This is a genomic window from Streptomyces sp. NPDC051243, assembly GCF_044455405.1.
In the GTDB taxonomy this organism is placed as follows: domain Bacteria; phylum Actinomycetota; class Actinomycetes; order Streptomycetales; family Streptomycetaceae; genus Streptomyces.
Genome location: NZ_JBITES010000006.1, coordinates 444,747 through 464,869, shown reverse-complemented (window position 1 = coordinate 464,869; position 20,123 = coordinate 444,747). Strand labels below are relative to the sequence as shown.

The window sequence follows — 20,123 nt, the reverse complement described above, 5'->3', positions numbered from 1 at the left end:
CTCAACTCCCCCCGGTGTGCACCTGGAAGGCGGCGCGGCGTACGACCTTCGCGAGGGCGGGGTCGGGGTGCGCGGCGGCGAGCGCGACCAGGACCTGCACGGTGCGGGGATGGCCGACGGCACGCACCTCGTCGAGAAGCGCGGGCACGGTCGGCTGGAGCGCTGACTCCAGGTGCCGTACGAGCATGGGGGACTCACCGTGGTCGGCGACGGCGGCTGCGGTGTCGACCCACAGCCAGGTGGCCTCCTCCCGGGTGAGCACCTCGTGGGCGTCCTCGGGGTCGACTCCGTCGTGCTCGGCGAGCCAGAGCAGGGCGTACGGCCGCAGGGCCGGTTCGTCGACGACGGCGCGTACGTCGGGCTCGGCGGGGGCGCCGACGACGCGCAGCGCCTCGAAGGCGAGGCCGCGCAGGAGGGCGTCCTCGCCACGGGCGGCGCCGAGGAGTTCGGTGACGGCGCTGCCGACGGGGCGGGCGGCGAGCCAGGCGCGGTACTCGTCGCGGGCGGCGTTCGGACGGAGCTGGGCGCAGCCGCGGAGCATGTCCTCGGCCGCCTGCTCGATGTTCCCGGCGGGGCTCTGGGCGGCGACGCAGATCTGCTCCAGCTTGACCCAGACCGCCCAGTTGCCGAGCGGGGTGAGGGTGGCCTGTCCGTCGCCGTAGGTGAGGGCGCCGACGGAGGCGAGGGCGTGCAGGGCCCAGTCGAGGAGCGGGGCGAGGGGCGTGTCCGCGGCCGCGGGGTCGGCGACCGGCTCGGGCTGCGGACCGTAGGGGATCTCGCATCTCTCGGTGCGCAGTTCGGTGACGCGCTGCTCCAGCAGGTCCAGGAGCTGCTCGACGGGGACGGGCCCGGCCGACAGCTGGAGGAAGGAGAGCACTTGAGGCATGGCGGACACGACGTCGGAGACGGCGCCGTGCTCATGCTGGCCGGGATCCGGGTGCGCGAGCGACCAGGCGTCGAAGAGGGCGACCCAGCCGCGCAGGACGGCGCTGTCGTCGCGGTTCCAGGCGCGCAGCCGCCAGCCGGGCCGGGCGGTGTCGCCGTGCACCTCCACGAGACCGGCGAGGCGCGCGGTGTCCCAGTCGGCGCGCACCTGAGCCACGGTCAGGCCGAGGTCGCTCGCCGCCCGTTCGGCGGTCGCGTCGGAGAGGGTGCCCTTGCCGTCGGAGCCCGCGCCGTCTCGGCCGGGGCGCAGGGCGGCGTCGGCCCAGTGGGCGACGCGGGCCGCGGCGGCCAGAACGGAGCGAGCCATTCTGGCCAGCTCGGCCTGGGCCGGTGTGCCCTCCGGAGGGCGGGGAACAGGGCGCCTTGGGCGTCGCTGGTTCACGGCTCTGGGGGCGGCGGCCAGGGGTCGCGGGCGGACGAGTCGAAGCCTGGAGTCGCGCGGGATACGGGACGTCACGGGTGCAGTCTTCCGGTTGACGGTCCGAAAACCCAAACGGAATGTCACGAGGGGCGACGGGGATGGCCAACGCACGGGGTCTCGCGGGCGGAAAGGGACCGATAACAGGCCAGTGGTACGGGGTTAAACGGAATCTGTGGGACCGGTACGGGCCGGAAGGGGGGCGGAGGCCGGCGGACGTCACATGAGCGGCGTCATGAAGCGGCGCAGCGCCTCCTCATAGGACTCGGGATCGGCGTTCCACATGGCGGAGTGCGGGGCGTTGCGGACCGTGTGGAGGGCGACCAGGTTGGGCTGGGCGTCGGCCAGGCGGCGGGAGAGGGTCCAGGGGGCCACCCGGTCGCCGGGGCCGTGGAAGACGAGGGTCGGCACCGTGAGGCGGTCGGGCGTGCCGTCGCCGGTGGTGCGGTCGAGGTCCAGGCCCGTGCGGCCCTGTGCCGCGCGCACCGCGAGCGGCAGCAGCGCGCTCGGTGTGTGGCGGGCCCTGGCGAGGGCGCGCAGTGTGGCCTCCCAGCTGAGCACCGGGGAGTCGAGGACGAGGCCGGAGACACGGTCGCGCAGTCCCGAGTGCGCGGCGGCGCGCAGCGCCATGGTCGCGCCGGTGGACCAGCCGAGGAGGACGAACTGCTTGGCGCCGTACCGCACGGCGTAGCGCATCGCCGCGTCCAGGTCACGCCACTCGGTCTCGCCGAGGTGGTTCAGGCCGTCGGGCGGGCGGGGCGCGCCGAGGTCGCCGCGGTAGGAGAGGGCGAGGACCGGGAAGTGGCGGCCGTTGAGGAACCGCATGACGTTCATGGCGTGTTCTCGGGTGGTGCCGAGGCCGTGCACCGCGATGACCCAGGTGTCCCGCGCGCCGGGGACGAACCAGGCGGGCAGGGAGCCGAGTTCGCCGGGGACGTCGACATCGGCGTGGTCGAGGCCGAGGGCGGCGCTCGGGTTGCCGACGTACACGTTCGGGGTGAGCCAGACGCTGTCGCCGGGTCGGAGGGTGCCGTGGGTGACGCGTTCCAGGCGGCGTACGACGGTGTCGGCGGAGTGGTTCGCGGTGACGATGACGGGGCCGACGACCGCGTGGGAGCCGTCGCCGGAGAGACCGTAGGTGCCGGGGCGCAGGGAGGCGAGGTCGCGGGTGAGCGCGATCTGGCCGGCGGCCGTGGCGTGCACGGTGAGCCGGGGTTCGGTGGGCAGGGGCCGGCCCGGTGTCGCCGTCAGCGCGGCACCGCTGGCGAACCGGCCGGCTGCGACGCTCGCGGCGCCGGCGGCCAGGGCCACGGTGACGGCGGCGGCCGTCGCTTTGACAGTGCGCACGTGTCCAGTGTCCGGGTGGACGGGGGGAGCGGCCAGTGGGAGGGCGGGTTGGGGTGAGGTCGCTTTTGCCTCGCCCCGACCCGCCCCTACCGGTCCCTCCCCAAGCTCTTCGGGCATGGGCGCCCGGACAGGCTCGGCAGAGCGCGGTTCAGCGTCCGGAGGCGGCGTCCCGCTGCCCATACCCCCGCAACCGCTCCCCCACCTCCGCCACCTGCCCCGCCGACAGCAGCGTCGGCGACAGCCCCGGTACCGAGGACGCCGTGAGCCACAGGCGGCACATCCACTCCAGCTGGGCCGTGCGGTCGTAGGCCTGGTCCAGGGTCGCGCCGTAGCTGATCGTGCCGTGGTTCCGGAGGAGGCAGGCGGTGCGGTCGGTGAGCGCATGGAGCATGTTCTCGGCCAACTCCTGGGTGCCGTACGTCGCATAGGGGGCAACCCGGACAGGGCCCCCGAGGGCGGCGGCCATGTAGTGGATCAGCGGGAGCTCGGGGACGAGGGTCGAGACGGCCGTCGCGTGGACCGCGTGGGTGTGCACGACGGCGCCGGCGTCGGTGGCCCGGTAGACGGCGAGATGCATGGGCAGCTCACTCGTCGGCACCAGCGACCCCAGTACCCGCCCGCCGTCCAGGTCGACCCCTGTCACATCCTCCGGCGTCAGCCGGTCGTACGGCACGCCCGACGGCGTGACCAGCACCGTGTCACCGACCCGCACCGAGACGTTCCCGGACGTGCCGACGACCAGCCCGTCGGCGACGGTCCGCCGCGCCGTCGCCACGAGAGCCTCCCAGGCCTCCGCCTCCTCGGGCCGCGCACTCCTGCCCCACGACTCCCCCACTTCCTGTGCGCCCTCCCGCCCATCCCGCGCTTCCCGCGCATCCCGAACGCCCCGCTCGTCCCGCCGCTCCTCAGCCATGCGGCGATCCTGCCAGGCGCGACCACGACGCGGTCCTCAAGTGGCCGACGAGCCGGGGCACTTTAGGGCGGAAGACGGACGTCCGGAAGATGCCATACCGGGATGAATACCCCACCCCCAGGCTTGGCCGGAGATCGATCGACTTTCAAAGACCTTCCAGTACTCTCTGGGAGATTTGTCGTGCACGTCGCCATTCCGGGGGGAAATATGGCTCGTGATCGCAAACCGTCCCGCCACCGCTCCCGCCTCATAGCGGCATCCGTGGCAACACTCGCCCTGGGGGGAACCGCCCTCGCCGAGATCCCGGCGATGGCGGCCGGCAAGCCCAAGGGCCACGACGTCTCTTCCCACCAGAAGAACGTCGACTGGCAGAGCTCGAAGGCGAAGGGCGCACGGTTCGTCTACGTCAAGGCCACCGAGTCCCACACCTACCGCAACCCGTACTTCAACCAGCAGTACAACGGCTCCCGCAACGCGGGCCTCATCCGCGGCGCGTACCACTTCGCGCTGCCGAACAAGTCGTCGGGCAAGACGCAGGCGCAGCACTTCGTGCGCAACGGCGGCGGATGGACGTCGGACGGCTGGACTCTGCCGCCCGCACTGGACATCGAGTACAACCCGTACAGCAAGCACAAGTGCTACGGGCTGAGCAAGGCCAAGATGGTCAACTGGATCCAGTCCTTCAGCAACGAGGTGAAGCGGCTCACCGGCCGTCGTCCGGTGATCTACACCACCACCCACTGGTGGAACACCTGCACCGGAGCCAGCCGCGCCTTCGCCTCGAATCACGCGCTGTGGATAGCCCGCTACAACTCGTCCAGCGCGGGATCACTGCCGGCCGGGTGGCAGTTCTGGACCATCTGGCAGTACGACAACGGCGGCAGCCTGCCGGGTGACCAAAATCTCTTCAACGGGTCCATGACCCAGCTCAAGAAGTTAGCCCGAGGCTACTAGCCCTTGCGGCGCCCGGGCCGCGCGGTGAACGACGGAGACGGAGCTCCCCTCCAGGGAGATCAACCCTGCCTTCCGGACACCGCGCGGCCCCTCTCAGTTCACCTCTCGTTCACTCAGGTTACGTACGTTCGTCCGGCCAATGACCTCGAACGATTGCCTGGGTAAATGGAAAACTTCTCGCTGATCCTCGCGATTGTGGTGGTAACCGCACTCGCGTTCGATTTCACGAACGGTTTCCACGACACCGCCAACGCGATGGCCACGACCATCTCGACCGGTGCGCTCAAGCCCAAGGTCGCGGTGGCCATGTCCGCCGTGTTGAACCTTGTCGGCGCCTTCCTCTCCGTGGAGGTCGCCAACACGATCTCCAAAGGTCTCGTCGACGAGACCGGCATCCGCCCCGAGGTCATCTTCGCCGCGTTGGTCGGCGCGATCCTCTGGAACCTGCTGACCTGGCTGGTCGGACTCCCGTCCAGCTCCTCGCACGCCCTGATGGGCGGTCTGATCGGCGCCACCATCGCCTCGGCCGGTGTCGGCGCGGTGCACGGCGACGTGCTCGTCACCAAGGTGCTGATCCCGGCGATCGCCGCCCCGCTGGTCGCGGGCATCGCCGCGATGCTGGCCACCCGCCTGACGTACTCCCTCGGCAAGAAGGCCGACGGCGACGCCTCCAAGAAGGGCTACCGCGCCGGCCAGATCGCCTCGGCCGGCCTGGTCTCCCTCGCCCACGGCACCAACGACGCGCAGAAGACGATGGGCATCATCACCCTCGCCCTGGTCGCCGGCGGCACCCTCGCGCCCGACTCCGACCCGCCCATGTGGGTCATCCTCTCCGCGGGCATCGCCATCGCGCTCGGCACCTACCTCGGCGGGTGGCGCATCATCCGCACCATGGGCAAGGGCCTGACCGACCTCCAGCCGCAGCAGGGCTTCGCCGCCCAGACAAGCGCCGCGACGGTCATCCTGGCCTCCTCCCACCTCGGCTTCTCCCTCTCCACCACGCACTCCGTCTCCGGCGCGGTGATGGGCGCGGGCCTCGGCCGCAAGGGCGGCGTGGTCCGCTGGTCGACGGCCACCCGCATGTTCGTCGCCTGGGGCCTCACGCTCCCGGCCGCCGCCCTGGTCGGCGCGATCGCCGAGTACGTGACCGGCTTCGGTGCCTGGGGCACCGCCGTCGTCGCGGTCTTCCTGGTCGCCTCCAGCGCCGCGATCTGGAAGATCTCCCGCCGCGAGGTCGTCGACCACACGAACGTCAACGAGACCGACGAGCCGGCCGGCGTGGTGACCACGGCGATCGCCGCCGTGACCCCGCCCCCGGTCGGCACGGCGACGGAGGACCTCGCGGCCACCATCCCGGCCCCGTCCTCCGAGCCGACGCCCTCCCAGGCCACCGTCTGACCCCGCCCGGTTACTCCTCCCGGCTACTCAAGGAAGCAGCAACATGAAGATCGACTGGGCGGCCCTCGGCTCCGTCTTCGGCGTGAGCCTCGTGGTCACGGTGGCCCTGGTGGGCCTGTTCACCCTCGGCATCGCGGGCCTGTCCCGCCAGGAGAAGGCCACGGCCCAGGGCGGCTCGGCCGCCCTCGCGGTCACCGGCGCGTACGCGTGCTTCGCGGCGTGCGCGGCGGCCGTGGCGTACGGGATCTATCTGATCGTGGCCTGACGTCTCGACCTCTCCGTCCGCCCTGCCGGTGGTCGCCCCGCGGTGACTATCGGCAGGGCGGATCCATGTCCGCGTGCTCGGGGGCGGGCAAGGAAGACAGGCGGAGTGCCTCTCGTACGTCCGGGGGCTGGGGCCCGAGGCGGTCGCAGAGGTACGTGCGGGAGCCGTCGCCCAAGGGGCGAAGGTCGTAGTCCAGGAAACCGGCGTCGGTGAAGCCGCGCAGACGGTTGCCGGTGAGGCTCCAGACACGGGGGTGCGCATTCAGTGTCATCAGTGGGGCCGTCCCATCTCCCTCGTCCCACAGCTCCGGCTTCCCGACGCCGCTGTCGCTGGGGACCACCACGAGCCGCCCGTTCCTGTCGTACGGCCCCACAAACCCCGCGTCACCGGTGAGGAGGCGCGGTTCTCCGTGCCCCGGTGTCCACAGCTCGACGCCTCTCGTCGTGCTCACCGCCACGACGACGCCATCGGATCTGAACACCGCCTCCGGGTGCCCCGGTGCCTCGGCCACCACTCCGAAATCCGTGTCCCACTCGGGGTCGCTCTGCCCCGGCCGCCAGACCTCCGCGCGTCCACCGGCTCTCAGGACGAACACCTCGTCGTCGTTCTCCGGCCGCCCCACGGCAAGGACACACGCACGCGGGTGCGGCGTGCTTCCCGGCGGGCAGTCAATGTGGGCAAGAGGAGTCACCTTGCCGCTGTGCCCGTGCAGAACCGACAGTCCGCTTTCCTGCAGGATCAGAAAATCCCTCTCCCGGTAGCGCTGCACGTCCTTGATCAGGAAGCGATGACCTGCGGTGGACGCGTCCGCATCCCGGTGGGTGACATCCGCGGTGTTGAGCAGTTCCCAGGCGTCGTCGCGCCAGACGAGGAGCAGGCTGCCGTCCTGGCTGAGGACGACGCTCTCCGAGGACTCGCTGGAAGGCTTCATGGGCACCGTGCCGTGCCGGGATTCCTTCCCCTCGGCGGACACGACCACGTGAAGCACATCCTGCTCGGTGTCCGCGCCCACCCGACGCAGCTGCGCGGTGATGCCGGGCGCCGGCACATGGTCGGAGTCACTCACATCCCCCTGGACGGTGTCCCACTTGGGCAGGGGGGCCGGGAGAGCCTCGAACCTGAGGAGGTCCCGGCCGAACGCGCTGAACACCACGACTTCCCCGGCCTTCCTGACGACGCACAGCGCGTCCGTCGACAGGACCTTGGGCAGCACCATGTAGGAGCGGTTTCCGGTGACCAGATCCTGCAACTGCACAGGACCTGTCTCGAGCACGCTCCTCTCCAGCCGTGCGCGCTCGTCGAGCCTCCCCTCCTGCACCAGGAACCGGCCGGCGCAGTCGGTGTCGAAGGGGTAGTCGGCAGGCCACTTGCCCTTGGTTTTCGGGTCACTCGACGTACTGAGCTGCGAGTGCCAGTAGAGGTCGTCCTCCGTCAACGTCCCGAGAGAACGTCCACCCGTGCCCAGCGTCGCGCTGTACAGCCCTTTTCCGAGACGCTCGTTCGGCTTCGCGCGCACCGCCTCGGCGTCCTCGCTGTAGGCGGTGACGGTCACTTCGCCCGTGCCCCGGTTCCGCAGGGCGGCCCCGATCAGACACTCGTCCGCCTTCAACAGTCCGTCGGGAGGCTTGTGGCCCCGGCCTTTCACCTTCACACCGGTGAGAGATACGACGCGCAGCCGGTCCCTCAAGTCATCCGGACCGCAGAGCGTGGCGCCCGACGCATGCGCGACAGCATGCAGCAGCCGCCCGCCGTCCGGCGAGAAGTCCAGGGTCAGTGAGTCCTCGGCATCCAGCGGCGAGTCCCACTGCCACCTCTGCGCCGGGATCCGGTCCGTGTCCAAGGGACCCGTCAGATCCCAGATCCGAACCGTCCCGCCCGCCGACGCGGCCGCGGCCTTGCGCCCGTCGTCACTGACCGCCACCTCGTCGGCCGCGGCCGGTGGATCCGGCAGCCTCACGCTCCTGGGTGCGTCGCCGAGGAGGTCGGTCACGACGTACACCTGCTGGCCCACGTCCGTTCCCTCGTGCCGCACCACCATCCGGCGACCGTCCGCCGAGGCCGCCAGCTGCAGCACTCTCCCCGTGGGGAAGATGCGGTGTGCTGAGCGCAGCGAGGAGAGCTCGAACCCCTGGCGGGTCAACGCCGCCCGTGCCGCCGCGCTGCTGCTGGTGGTGCGGCCCGCAGACAGCGCGAAGAGGGCGGCGTCGACCGGATTGCTCTCCGCGCCGGCCTGCGCGTGCCCGGCGAGAATCCGCGCGGCTTCGTCCTTGTCCCGCCGGCCGTCCTCGTCGATGAGCTGGTAAAGCCCGAAGGAGAGCCCGACAGCCAGCACCGTCAGACACGCGACCAACGCGACCCCGGTCCGCCCCCGCCGCACCGACCGCCTCCGCTGCAGCCGGCTGAGGCGCACGAACTCCGTCTCCTCGGCCGAGACTTCGTCCGGTCGCTGAGCCGTCCATGTCCTGGCCGCCGCCAACTCCTGCTGCCGCAGGAGCAGATCGGGGTCTCGTCCGCCCTCCTCCCACTCCCGCATCCGTGTGCGCAGCCTCTCGAGCCACACGATGAAGTCCCGCGACTCGTCCAGCCAACCCCGCAGAGTGGGCCACTGCCGCAGCAGCGCCTCGTGGGCCAGGGCCACCGTCTCCCGGCCGGAGCTGTCGCGGGCGATGACCAGGAGGCGGGTGGCGGCCAGGGCCTGGGCGGCGGTGCGCAGTTCGGGCGGGAGGTGGTCGAAGGCGCGGGCCACGCGGGCGTACTCCTTGCCCTTGACCGGCCGGGCAAGTCGTTCGAAGAGGCGGCGGGCGACCGTCTCGTCGGGGCCGCCCGGTGCCTTGCACACCTGCGCCAACTGCTGGTCGGCATAGCGGGACAGCGCGCCCTCGACCCGGCCGATCTCCCGGTACGCGGCATGGGTGAGGCGGCCGTGCGTCTGCCGCTCCCACAGCTCGGCGAGCGCGAACTCCACCAGGGGCAGAGCGCCGGGCTCGCCGCCCGCGTCGGAGACGATCAGTTCCGCCAGGCCGGGCTCGAACTCCACGCCGGGGACCGTGTCGACGGGGCGGCGCACCACCTCGTCGAGCTGGGCCGGGGTCATCGGCGCGACCATCTGGACGGTGCCGCTCAAGGCCTCCGCCCGGCCGTCGGCGACCAGTTCCTCGAGGGAGGCCGAGCGCAGGGTGGCCAGGATGTGCAGGCGGCGGCCGGCCGGGTGGACGGCGCGGGTCATCGGCAGGAGGACATCCAGCAGGGCGCGGGCGTCGGCGGGGCGTGCCCCGACGGTCTCCTCGAACTGGTCGAGAAGGATCACATGGCCCCGGGGACCGGCCTCGTCCAGGAGACGGGCACCGAGCAGTACGGCCGTCTCCCTGCCCCGGGTGGTGGCCGTGGCGGCGTCCAGTCGCCCCGCCAGCCGCTGTGTGCTCGGGAACTGTCCGGCGAGCGCCTCTGCCAGTGTCCGTACCGGATCCGTCTCCGGTTGCCCCACGAAGTCCGTCACGGTCAGGCCCGCCGCCCGCAGCAACGGCAGTACGCCGGCCCGCACCAGTGACGACTTACCCACCCCGGACGCCCCGGCGACCGGGACGAAGGCGTGGGCGCGGACCGCCTCCGCGATGCGCGCGCTGTCGTCGCGTCGGGCGAAGAAGAGGGCCGCGTCCTGTTCGCGGAACGGTTCCAGGCCTCGGAACGGGCTGGGGCGCAGGTCCGGTTCCAGGCCGAGCAGCAGAGCGGTCGGGATGAGGTACGCGGTGCGCGCGCCGGAGCCGACATCCGCGGCCACGGTCATGCCGACCACGCCGCCCTGCTCGGTGTCCCACACGGGCGCCCCGCTGAAGCCCTGGCCGATCGCCGGGCCGTGCGGCGTCTCCTGGGCCTCCATGGACGTCCAGCCCTTGCCGACCGGCGCGCGGAGCCGGCCGCACACCCAGACCCCGTGGTCGTCGGTGCGCAGCGGGAAGCCCAGCACTCGGAACGGGTGGTCCCACACGGCCGTACCGCCCGCGAAGCGCACCGGGGCGGTGCCCGGGACGGGCTCGGCCAGGGACAGCAGGGCGATGTCGCCGCTGCCGTCCTCGGTGACCGCACGCCAGTGCGTGACCGTCGCCCGGACCTGGGCGGAGGACGGCGTCAGGAGAGGGAAGTCGATGGTCACGGGAGCGGCGGGCGGGGCCGGTTCGGCCGCGTCCAGGCCGAGCGCGTCCGCCACCACGTGGGCGCAGGTGCACAGCGTTCGCTCGGCGATCAGAAAGCCGCAGCCGGTGACCCGGCCGTCCTCGCCCCAGAACCGTGCGATGCCCCGCGGAAGTTCGTCGTCAGCGCTCGCCATCACGCTGCCCCGGCACGCCCGAGCCGACGGGATTCGCCCACTCCATGCTCACGGTGAAGTGGGCCTCCGTGGAACCCCGTGCCACCACGACCCCCGCCTCGGCGCTGAGCGTGATGCCGAACTCCACGGTCACCGATTCCGGCGGTCGCGGCAGCTCCCGGGCATGGTCCACGACCGCGCCGAGGGCGGGACGCACCCGGGCGAGCGCCTGTTGGAGGGTCTCGGCCGCTCCCGCCACGACACCGCCGCGGGAAACCCGCTGCACCCCGGCCGGCCCGTCCCCGGCCACCTCCAGCAGCACGACCTGCCCGTCGTCCAGCAGCATCTCGCCCACGTACGCCACGACCCCGGCCCTCCCCCTCGGCTGCGTGTCATCTCGATCCCGTATTGCAGGACTTCACGAACAGGGCCGCAAGGCACTGCCCCGGAGTCAGCTCATGTGGGTGAGCGCACGGTGACGAAGGGGGGTGTGAAGGGGCACGCCCGCTCGGCGGTGTGGGGTTGTGCACACTCCCCCACCGCAGGTCAAAGGCAAGTTGACGCCCCTTCCAACCCCGTGGTGGACTGCCGGAGCCATGTACGACGGCAGGAGAGGAAGCCGGTGTGAGTCCGGCGCGGTCCCGCCACTGTCACCGGGGTAGATAGCCCCGGGAGCCAGGAACTCTCGCCGTCGGTCTCGTCGAACCAGGGCGTGGACACCCTGAGTGAGGACATAACGCGATGCTCGCCTGCCGATCGACATGCAGTGTCAGACCCTCGTCTGAACCGACGGTCGGCTGACCCCGATGCGTGCCGATCGCGTCTTCGCGTACGGCGCCGCCGCCGGACTTCTCGGTGATCTGCTGCTCGGCGATCCGCGTCGCGGGCATCCGGTCGCCGCGTTCGGGCGGGCCGCCGGGGCCGTGGAGAAGGTGTTGTGGCGGGAGCACCGGGGGTGGGGCGCGCTGCACACCGCCGTGTGTGCGGGGGGCGCCGTGGCGCTCGGTGCCGTGGCGCAGCGGGTCGTACGTCCGTCCCGTGCCGCCTCCGTCGCGCTGACCGCCGCCGCCACCTGGGCCGTTGTCGGCGGGACCTCGCTCGCGCGGGAGGCCCGGAGTATCGGGCGGGCCCTGGAGGCGGGGGACGTGGCGGCGGCCCGTGAGCGGCTGCCGCATCTGTGCGGGCGGGATCCGCAGGCGCTGGATGCCGACGGGATCGCGCGGGCCGTGGTCGAGTCCGTCGCCGAGAACACCTCCGACGCGGTGGTGGGCGCCCTCGTGTGGGGGGCCGTCGCCGGTGTGCCGGGGCTGGTCGGGTTCCGGGCCGTGAACACGCTGGACGCCATGGTGGGGCACAAGTCGCCCCGGTATAGGCGGTACGGGTGGGCTTCGGCTCGCCTCGACGACGTGGCCGGCTGGCCGGGGGCGCGGCTGACCGCCGTGCTCGCCGTCGTCGCCGGAGGTGATCCGCGGGGTGCCGTGCGCGCCTGGCGTGCCGACGCCGACCGGCATCCGAGCCCCAACGCCGGGCCCGTGGAGGCCTCGTTCGCGGGGGCGCTCGGGGTTCGGCTCGGCGGGACCCTGTCGTACGGCGGGCGGGTCGAGCACCGGCCCGTGCTCAACGGGGCGGGGCGGACCGTCGCCGTCCACGACATCGAGCGGGCAGTACGGCTGTCCAGGCGCGTCGGGTGGCTCGCGCTCGGCGCCTGTGTCGCCGCGCGCCGGATCGTGAAGGGGCGTACGTCATGACGGGCGGAGGGCTTCTCGTCGCCGGCACCACCTCCGACGCCGGCAAGAGCGTCGTCACCGCCGGGATCTGCCGGTGGCTGGTGCGGCAGGGGGTGAAAGTCGCGCCCTTCAAGGCGCAGAACATGTCCCTCAACTCGTTCGTGACCCGCGAGGGCGCGGAGATCGGACGGGCTCAGGCCATGCAGGCGCAGGCCTGCCGGGTGGAGCCGACCGCGCTGATGAATCCCGTGCTGCTCAAGCCGGGTGGTGAGCAGAGCAGTCAGGTCGTGCTGCTCGGGAAGCCGGTCGGGGAGCTCAGTGCGCGCGGCTATCACGGGGGGCGGCAGCAGAAGTTGCTCGGGACCGTGCTCGACTGTCTCGCCGAACTCCGGGACACCTACGACGCGGTGATCTGTGAGGGGGCGGGGAGCCCGGCTGAGATCAACCTCAGGCGGACCGACATCGTGAACATGGGCATAGCACGCAATGCCGGGCTGCCCGTGCTCGTGGTCGGGGACATCGACCGCGGCGGCGTGTTCGCCTCCTTCTTCGGGACCGTCGCGCTGCTTTCGCCGGAGGACCAGAGGCTTGTCGCCGGGTTCCTCGTGAACAAGTTCCGCGGGGACGTGTCCCTCCTGGAACCCGGCCTCGACATGCTCCGCGGGCTCACCGGACGCCGCACCTACGGCGTCCTGCCCTTCCGGCACGGCCTCGGCATCGACGAGGAGGACGGGATGGGGGTCCCCCCGCTCGGGCGAAGCCGAGAGTGGGGGAGGGTCTCCCTGCGGGGGACGGTGCGGGAGTCGAACGTCGCCCCGCCCGTCGGGGAGGACGTGCTGCGCGTCGCCGTGTGCGCGATTCCGCTGATGTCCAACTTCACCGACGTGGACGCCCTCGCCGCCGAACCCGGTGTCGTGGTGCGGTTCGTGGACCGGCCGGAGGAGCTGGCCGACGCGGACCTGGTCGTGATCCCCGGTACCCGGGGAACCGTCCGCGCCCTGGAGTGGCTGCGGGAGCGGGGACTCGCGGAGGCGATTCGGCGCAGGGTCGCCGAAGGACGGCCCGTCCTCGGGATCTGCGGTGGTTTCCAGATCCTCGGCGAGCACATCGAGGACGAGGTGGAGAGCCGGCGCGGGCATGTCGACGGGCTCGGGGTCCTGCCCGTGCGGGTGCGGTTCGCCCGCGAGAAGACCCTCACGCGACCGGTGGGCCGGGCTCTCGGGGAGCCCGTCGAGGGATACGAGATCCATCACGGGGTCGCCGAAATATCAGGTGGCCAACCCTTCTTGGACGGCTGCCGGGTCGGGCAGACCTGGGGCACCCACTGGCACGGCTCGCTGGAGTCGGACGGTTTCCGGCGGGCCTTCCTGCGCGAGGTGGCGGCCGCCGCGGGCCGCCGTTTCGTGCCGGCCCCCGATACCTCGTTCGCCGCGCTGCGCGAGGAGCAGCTCGACCGGCTCGGCGATCTGATCGAACAGCACGCGGACACGGACGCGCTCTGGCGGCTCATCGAGTCGGGCGCGCCGCAAGGACTGCCTTTCATTCCACCGGGAGCGCCCGCATGAGCACTGTGTTGTTGTTGTCGACCGCCGACACGGATCTGCTGGCGGCCAGGGCCGCCTCCGGTGCCGACTACCGGATCGGCAACCCGACCCGCGTGGACGTCGAGGCTGATCTGCCCGCGCTCCTCGACGGCGCGGACATCGCCGTCGTACGGCTGCTGGGCGGCAAGCGGGCCTGGGAGGACGGGCTCGCCAGGCTGAAGGCCTCCGGTGTCCCGACCGTGCTGCTGGGCGGTGAGGCCGTGCCGGACGCGGAGCTGATGGCCGAGTCGTCCGTCCCGGCCGGTGTGGTGGCCGAGGCGCTGAAGTACCTCGTCGAGGGCGGGCCCGCCAACCTCACCGAGCTCGCCCGGTTCCTCTCCGACACCGTGCTGCTGACCGGCGAGGGGTTCGTCGAGCCGCAGAAGATGCCGGAGTACGGCGTCCATGGCGAGCGTGCCTTCGTCGACGGCCGCCCGACCGTCGGCGTGCTCTTCTACCGGGCCCATGAGCTGAGCGGCAACACCGCCTTCGTGGACACCCTGTGCGACGCCGTCGAGGCGCACGGCGCCAACGCCCTGCCCGTGTACTGCGGTTCGCTGCGGGGCGCGGACCCCGAGCTGTACGAGATCCTCGGTCAGGCCGACGCCCTCGTCGCCACGGTCCTCGCGGCCGGCGGCACGCACGCCTCGCAGGCATCGGCGGGCGGCGACGAGGAGGCCTGGGACATCGGCAGGCTGGCCGAGCTCGATGTGCCTGTGCTGCAGGGCCTGTGCCTGACGTCGTCCAAGAAGGCGTGGGACGAGTCCGATGCCGCCCTGTCCCCCATGGACGCGGCGATGCAGGTCGCGATCCCCGAGTTCGACGGCCGTCTCATCACCGTCCCGTTCTCCTTCAAGGAGCAGGGCACCGACGACGTGCCCGTGTACGTGGCCGACCCCGAGCGGGCCGCGCGCGTCGCCGGGATCGCCGTACGGCATGCGCGGCTGAAGCACAAGGCGAACAGCGACAAGAAGCTCGCGCTCGTCTTCACCGCCTACCCGACCAAGCACTCGCGGGTCGGCAACGCGGTCGGCCTCGACACGCCCGCGTCGGCGGTACGCGTCCTGGACGCGCTCCGGGACGCCGGGTACTCGCTCACCGAATATCCGGCGGGCGGCGACGAGTTGATCCACCGGCTCATCGAAGCCGGCGGGCACGACGTCGAGTGGCTGACCGAGGAGCAGCTGGCCGCCGCACCCGCGCGCGTGCCGCTCGCCGACTACCAGGCCTGGTTCGACAAACTGGACCCGGAGCTCAGGGACGCCATGCTGGAGGCGTGGGGCGAGCCTCCAGGGTCGCTGTACGTCGACGGGGAGGACATCGTCCTGGCGTCCCTTCAGTTCGGGAACGTCGTCGTGATGATCCAGCCGCCGCGCGGTTTCGGCGAGAACCCGATCGCGATCTACCACGACCCGGACATGCCGCCGTCGCACCACTACATGGCGGCGTACAGGTGGCTGGAGGCCGCGACATCGGAGGGGGGCTTCGGCGCCGACGCCATCGTGCACATGGGCAAGCACGGCACGATGGAGTGGCTGCCCGGCAAGGGACTCGGGCTGAGCGGCGGCTGCGCGCCGGACGCCGTTCTCGGCGACCTGCCGCTGATCTACCCGTTCATCGTCAACGACCCCGGCGAGGGCACCCAGGCCAAACGGCGCGGCCACGCCACCGTCGTCGACCACCTCGTGCCGCCGATGGCCCGCGCCGACACCTACGGCGACCTGGCCAAGCTGGAGCAGCTGCTCGACGAGTACGCGCTCGTCTCCGATCTGGACCCGGCGAAGGCACCGGCGGTGCGCGCGCAGATCTGGACGCTGGTCAAGGCGGCCGAACTGCACCACGACCTGCATGTCGACGAGCAGCCGGGCGACGACGACTTCGACGAGTTCGTCATGCACATCGACGGCTATCTGTGCGAGATCAAGGACGTGCAGATCCGCGACGGTCTGCACATTCTCGGTGGCGGTCCGGTCGGTGAGCCGCGCGTGAATCTCGTGCTCGCCGTGCTGCGTGCCTCGCAGGTGTGGGGCGGGCAGGCCAATGCCCTGCCGGGGCTGCGGGCCTCGCTGGCCGCTCATTTCGGGCTCGACGAGAAGCAGCTGCTGGCCGAGCCGGGCGCGCCGGTGAAGGTGCCGGTGGAGCTGTCCGATCTCGTCGAGGGCCCGTCCCGTACGGCCGCCGACGCCATCGACCTGCTGGAGCAGCTGTGCCGGCGGATCGCGGAGGGGATGGAGGAGCGTGACTGGGCGGTCGCGGAGAGCCGATCCCTGGTCCGTGACGTCCTCGGCACCGAACTCCCGGACGCGGTGGCCGTGCTGGAGTTCGCCTGCGCGGAGGTCGTGCCCCGTCTCGCCCGCACCACCGACGAGATCGGCCACATCCTCAAGGCACTCGACGGCGGTTACGTCCCGGCGGGTCCGTCGGGCTCCCCGACGCGTGGGCTGGTCAACGTCCTCCCCACCGGCCGGAACTTCTACTCCGTCGACCCCAAGGCCATCCCGTCCAGGCTGAGCTGGGAGGTCGGGCAGTCGCTCGCCGACTCGCTGGTGCAGCGGTACCTCCAGGACACCGGTGAGTACCCGAAGTCCGTCGGCCTCACGGTGTGGGGTACGTCGGCGATGCGCACCCAGGGCGACGACATCGCCGAGATCCTCGCGCTGCTGGGCTGCCGCCCGGTGTGGGACGAGGCGTCGAGGCGGGTGACCGGCTTCGAGGTGATCTCCCTGGAGGAGCTCGGCCGACCCCGTATCGACGTCACCGTCCGTATCTCCGGCTTCTTCCGGGACGCGTTCCCGCACGTCGTCGGCCTGATCGACGACGCCGTGCGCAAGGTCGCCGAGCTGGACGAGCCCGCCGAGCGGAACTTCGTGAAGGCCCATGCCGACGAGGACACCGCCGAGCACGGCGACCGGCGGCGCGCGACGGCCCGTATCTTCGGCTCCAAGCCGGGCGCGTACGGCGCCGGTCTGCTGCCGCTGATCGACGCCCGCAACTGGCGCTCGGACGCCGACCTGGCCGAGGTGTACGCCGTCTGGGGCGGCTACGCCTACGGGCGCGGGCTCGACGGGCGGGCGGCGCGCGGGGACATGGAGACCGCGTTCAAGCGGATCGCGGTCGCCGCGAAGAACGTCGACACGCGCGAGCACGACCTCGTCGACGCCGACGACTACTTCCAGTACCACGGCGGCATGGTCGCCATGGTGCGTCACCTGACCGGCGCCAATCCCGAGGCGTACGTGGGTGACAGCGCCACCCCCGACCAGGTGAAGACCCGCACGCTCGGCGAGGAGACGCACCGTGTCTTCCGCGCCCGTGTGGTCAACCCGCGCTGGATGGCCGCCATGCGCCGGCACGGCTACAAGGGCGCCTTCGAGATGGCGGCGACCGTCGACTACCTGTTCGGCTACGACGCCACGGCGGGTGTGGTCGACGACTGGATGTACGAGAAGCTCAGCGCGGAGTACGTCTTCGACGCCGAGAACCGGGACTTCATGAAGAAGTCCAACCCGTGGGCGCTGCGCGGCATCACCGAGCGGCTCCTGGAGGCCGCCGACCGCGGACTGTGGGCCGAGCCGGACGCCGACACGCTGGAGCGGCTGCGCGCCACCTACCTGGAGCTCGAAGGCGACTTGGAGGGCGACGAGAAGTGACGACTCCCTTCCCCTTTACGGCCGTTGTCGGCCAGGACGATCTGCGGCTCGCGCTGCTGCTGAACGCCGTGTCGCCGGCGGTCGGCGGTGTGCTGGTGCGCGGCGAGAAGGGCACCGCGAAGTCGACGGCGGTACGCGCCCTTTCGGCGCTGATGCCGCAGGTGCCGGTGGTCGCCGGGTGCCGTTTCTCCTGCGACCCGGGAGCCCCCGACCCGGCGTGCCCGGACGGGCCGCACGAGGAGGCCGGCGCGGGCACGCGCCGCCCCGCCCGCATGGTCGAACTCCCCGTCGGCGCCTCCGAGGACCGGCTGGTCGGCGCGCTGGACATCGAGCGGGCGCTGGCGGAGGGCGTGAAGGCCTTCGAGCCCGGCCTGCTCGCCGACGCCCACCGCGGGATCCTGTACGTCGACGAGGTCAACCTCCTCCACGACCATCTGGTCGACCTGCTGCTGGACGCTGCGGCGATGGGCGCGTCGTACGTCGAACGCGAGGGAGTCTCGGTCCGGCACGCCGCCCGGTTCCTGCTCGTCGGCACCATGAATCCCGAGGAGGGCGAGCTGCGGCCGCAGTTGCTCGACCGGTTCGGGCTGACCGTCGAGGTCGCGGCCTCGCGGGAGCCCGAGCAGCGGGTGGAGGTCGTACGGCGACGGCTCGCGTACGACGACGACCCGGGCGGGTTCGCCGCACGGTGGGCGGACGAGGAGGCCGCCGTACGGGCACGGATCGTGGCGGCGCGGGAGCTGCTGCCGTCGGTGCGGCTCGGTGACGGGGCGCTGCGGCAGATCGCGGCGACCTGTGCCGCCTTCGAGGTGGACGGCATGCGGGCCGACATCGTGATGGCCCGGACGGCTACCGCGCTGGCCGCCTGGGCCGGGCGGACCGATGTGCTCGCCGAGGACGTCCGGCAGGCGGCACTGCTCGCACTGCCGCACCGCAGGCGCCGCAACCCCTTCGACGCGCCCGGGCTGGACGAGGACAAGCTCGACCGGACGCTGGAGGAGTTCGGCGGCGAGGGCGACGAGGATCCCGACCCGGACGGGCCCGGCGGCGGTGGCGGGCAGCCGCCGTCCGAGGGGCCGCAGGGCGAGGGTCCACAGGGCGAGGGGGGTTCCGGGGCCCGGCCGGAGGCCGGTGACGGTGGCGAGCCGCAGCCCTCGGGTGCCGGCGCGGGCGAGCAGTCCGCCGTACGGGCCGCCGAGCCGTTCCGTACGAAGGTGCTGAGCGTGCCGGGCATCGGCGAGGGTGCCGCCGGGCGGCGTTCGCGGGCGCGGACCGAGCACGGGCGCACGACCGGGGCCCGGCGGCCGCAGGGAGCGCTGACCAAGCTGCACCTGGCGGCGACCGTGCAGGCGGCGGCGCCGCATCAGCGGGCGCGTGGGCGGTCGGGGCGTGGCCTGGTGGTGCGCCGGGACGATCTGCGGCAGGCCGTGCGGGAAGGGCGTGAGGGGAACCTCGTGCTGTTCGTCGTGGACGCCTCCGGGTCGATGGCGGCCCGGCAGCGGATGAGCGCGGTGAAGGGGGCCGTGCTGTCGCTGCTGCTGGACGCGTACCAGCGGCGGGACAAGGTGGGGCTGGTGACGTTCCGGGGGTCGGCCGCCGATGTGGCGTTGCCGCCCACGTCGTCGGTGGACGCGGCGGCGGCTCGGCTGGAGTCGCTGCCCACCGGGGGACGTACTCCGCTCGCGGCGGGGCTGTTGAAGGCGCATGAGGTGCTGCGGGTCGAGCGGCTCAGGGATCCGGCTCGGCGGGCGCTGGTCGTCGTGGTGACGGACGGGCGGGCCACGGGTGGGCCGGAGCCGGTGGCGCTCGCGGGGCGGGCGGCTCGGCTGTTCGCCGCCGAGGGTGTCGCGTCCGTGGTCGTGGACTGCGAGTCGGGGCCCGTGCGGCTCGGGCTCGCCGGTCAACTGGCCGGTGAGCTCGGCGGTACGGCGGTGACGCTGGACGAGTTGCGGGCGGACTCGATCGCGGGGCTGGTGCGGGATGTTCAGGGTGGGTCGAAGAGGAGGATCGCGTAATGCCTCAGGGGCAGCCGAGTGTGGTGCCGGACGATGGTCTGACGACTCGTCAGCGGCGTAACCGGCCGCTGGTGGTCGTGCACACGGGCATCGGGAAGGGCAAGTCGACCGCCGCCTTCGGGCTCGCGCTGCGGGCCTGGAACCAGGGGTGGCCCATCGGGGTGTTCCAGTTCGTCAAGTCGGCCAAGTGGAAGGTCGGCGAGGAGAACGCGCTGCGGGTGCTCGGTGCCAGTGGTGCGGGCGGGTCCGTCGACTGGCACAAGATGGGTGAGGGCTGGTCGTGGGTTCAGCGCGACGATCAGATGGACAACGAGGAGAAGGCACGGGAGGGCTGGGAGCAGGTCAAGCGGGACCTGGCCGCCGAGACGTACAAGCTGTATGTGCTGGATGAGTTCGCGTACCCCATGCACTGGGGATGGGTGGACACCGATGAGGTCGTCGACGTGCTGCGGAACCGTCCGGGGACCCAGCATGTCGTGATCACCGGGCGCAACGCGCCCGAGAAGCTCGTCGACCTCGCCGATCTCGTCACCGACATGTCCAAGGTCAAGCACCCCATGGACGTGGGCCAGAAGGGCCAGAGAGGCATCGAGTGGTGATGTCGT

Annotated in this window: 13 protein-coding genes and 1 riboswitch; of the genes, 8 read left to right on the top strand and 5 right to left on the bottom strand. The window is 72.0% G+C overall.

Translation table 11 applies throughout. The features are described 5' to 3' along the window. Position 1: 1 nt before the first annotated feature. The 3 genes from ACIBAG_RS18345 to ACIBAG_RS18335 all read right to left on the bottom strand — a co-directional run bounded on the left by ACIBAG_RS18345 (position 2) and on the right by ACIBAG_RS18335 (position 3,623). Positions 2-1,402: a hypothetical protein gene (locus tag ACIBAG_RS18345; protein WP_399106193.1), complete on the bottom strand. Its 1,401-nt coding sequence runs from the start codon at positions 1,400-1,402 to the stop codon at positions 2-4. Positions 1,403-1,582: 180 nt separating this feature from the next. Next, the gene (locus ACIBAG_RS18340; RefSeq protein ID WP_399106191.1) at positions 1,583-2,710 is read right to left on the bottom strand and encodes an alpha/beta hydrolase; all 1,128 of its coding nucleotides are present in this window, start codon (positions 2,708-2,710) and stop codon (positions 1,583-1,585) included. Between the two features lie 148 nt (positions 2,711-2,858). Beyond that, entirely contained in the window at positions 2,859-3,623 is a 765-nt protein-coding gene (locus ACIBAG_RS18335) for a class II aldolase/adducin family protein (protein ID WP_399106189.1), read from the bottom strand. 207 nt (positions 3,624-3,830) lie between these two features. On the opposite strand from ACIBAG_RS18335, the gene ACIBAG_RS18330 reads away from it, so the two are divergent. The 3 genes from ACIBAG_RS18330 (at position 3,831) to ACIBAG_RS18320 (ending at position 6,240) form a co-directional block, all read left to right on the top strand. Beyond that, positions 3,831-4,577 carry a lysozyme gene (locus ACIBAG_RS18330; protein ID WP_399106187.1) on the top strand — a complete coding sequence of 249 codons (747 nt, stop codon included), beginning with the start codon at positions 3,831-3,833 and terminating at the stop codon, positions 4,575-4,577. Positions 4,578-4,742: 165 nt separating this feature from the next. After that, the gene (locus tag ACIBAG_RS18325) at positions 4,743-5,975 is read left to right on the top strand and encodes an anion permease (RefSeq protein WP_399106185.1); all 1,233 of its coding nucleotides are present in this window, start codon (positions 4,743-4,745) and stop codon (positions 5,973-5,975) included. A gap of 43 nt (positions 5,976-6,018) precedes the next feature. Further along, positions 6,019-6,240 (top strand): hypothetical protein, encoded by a 222-nt coding sequence (locus ACIBAG_RS18320; protein WP_093907307.1) that lies wholly within the window; start codon positions 6,019-6,021, stop codon positions 6,238-6,240. A gap of 46 nt (positions 6,241-6,286) precedes the next feature. Here the strand turns inward: ACIBAG_RS18320 and ACIBAG_RS18315 are convergent, their stop codons facing one another. Next, positions 6,287-10,564, bottom strand: coding sequence for a trypsin-like peptidase domain-containing protein (locus ACIBAG_RS18315; protein WP_399106183.1), 4,278 nt, complete (start codon positions 10,562-10,564; stop codon positions 6,287-6,289). Further along, the gene (locus ACIBAG_RS18310; RefSeq protein ID WP_399106181.1) at positions 10,551-10,907 is read right to left on the bottom strand and encodes a CU044_2847 family protein; all 357 of its coding nucleotides are present in this window, start codon (positions 10,905-10,907) and stop codon (positions 10,551-10,553) included. Before ACIBAG_RS18310 ends, ACIBAG_RS18315 begins: the two co-directional genes overlap by 14 nt. Before the next feature lie 199 nt (positions 10,908-11,106). Next, positions 11,107-11,249, top strand: a riboswitch (cobalamin riboswitch). 100 nt (positions 11,250-11,349) lie between these two features. On the opposite strand from ACIBAG_RS18310, the gene ACIBAG_RS18305 reads away from it, so the two are divergent. Genes ACIBAG_RS18305 through cobO form a run of 5 tightly spaced genes read left to right on the top strand, consistent with a single transcriptional unit; the run spans position 11,350 to position 20,117 of the window. Continuing rightward, the gene (locus ACIBAG_RS18305) at positions 11,350-12,291 is read left to right on the top strand and encodes a cobalamin biosynthesis protein (protein WP_399106179.1); all 942 of its coding nucleotides are present in this window, start codon (positions 11,350-11,352) and stop codon (positions 12,289-12,291) included. Next, positions 12,288-13,835 (top strand): cobyric acid synthase, encoded by a 1,548-nt coding sequence (locus ACIBAG_RS18300; protein ID WP_399106177.1) that lies wholly within the window; start codon positions 12,288-12,290, stop codon positions 13,833-13,835. The genes ACIBAG_RS18305 and ACIBAG_RS18300 overlap by 4 nt, the downstream gene beginning before the upstream one ends. Beyond that, positions 13,832-17,503 (top strand): cobaltochelatase subunit CobN, encoded by a 3,672-nt coding sequence (gene cobN / locus ACIBAG_RS18295; protein ID WP_399106175.1) that lies wholly within the window; start codon positions 13,832-13,834, stop codon positions 17,501-17,503. Before ACIBAG_RS18300 ends, cobN begins: the two co-directional genes overlap by 4 nt. Continuing rightward, positions 17,500-19,518: a putative cobaltochelatase gene (locus ACIBAG_RS18290; RefSeq protein ID WP_399106173.1), complete on the top strand. Its 2,019-nt coding sequence runs from the start codon at positions 17,500-17,502 to the stop codon at positions 19,516-19,518. The genes cobN and ACIBAG_RS18290 overlap by 4 nt, the downstream gene beginning before the upstream one ends. Continuing rightward, positions 19,518-20,117 carry a cob(I)yrinic acid a,c-diamide adenosyltransferase gene (gene cobO / locus ACIBAG_RS18285; RefSeq protein WP_399106171.1) on the top strand — a complete coding sequence of 200 codons (600 nt, stop codon included), beginning with the start codon at positions 19,518-19,520 and terminating at the stop codon, positions 20,115-20,117. The genes ACIBAG_RS18290 and cobO overlap by 1 nt, the downstream gene beginning before the upstream one ends. Positions 20,118-20,123: the final 6 nt, after the last annotated feature.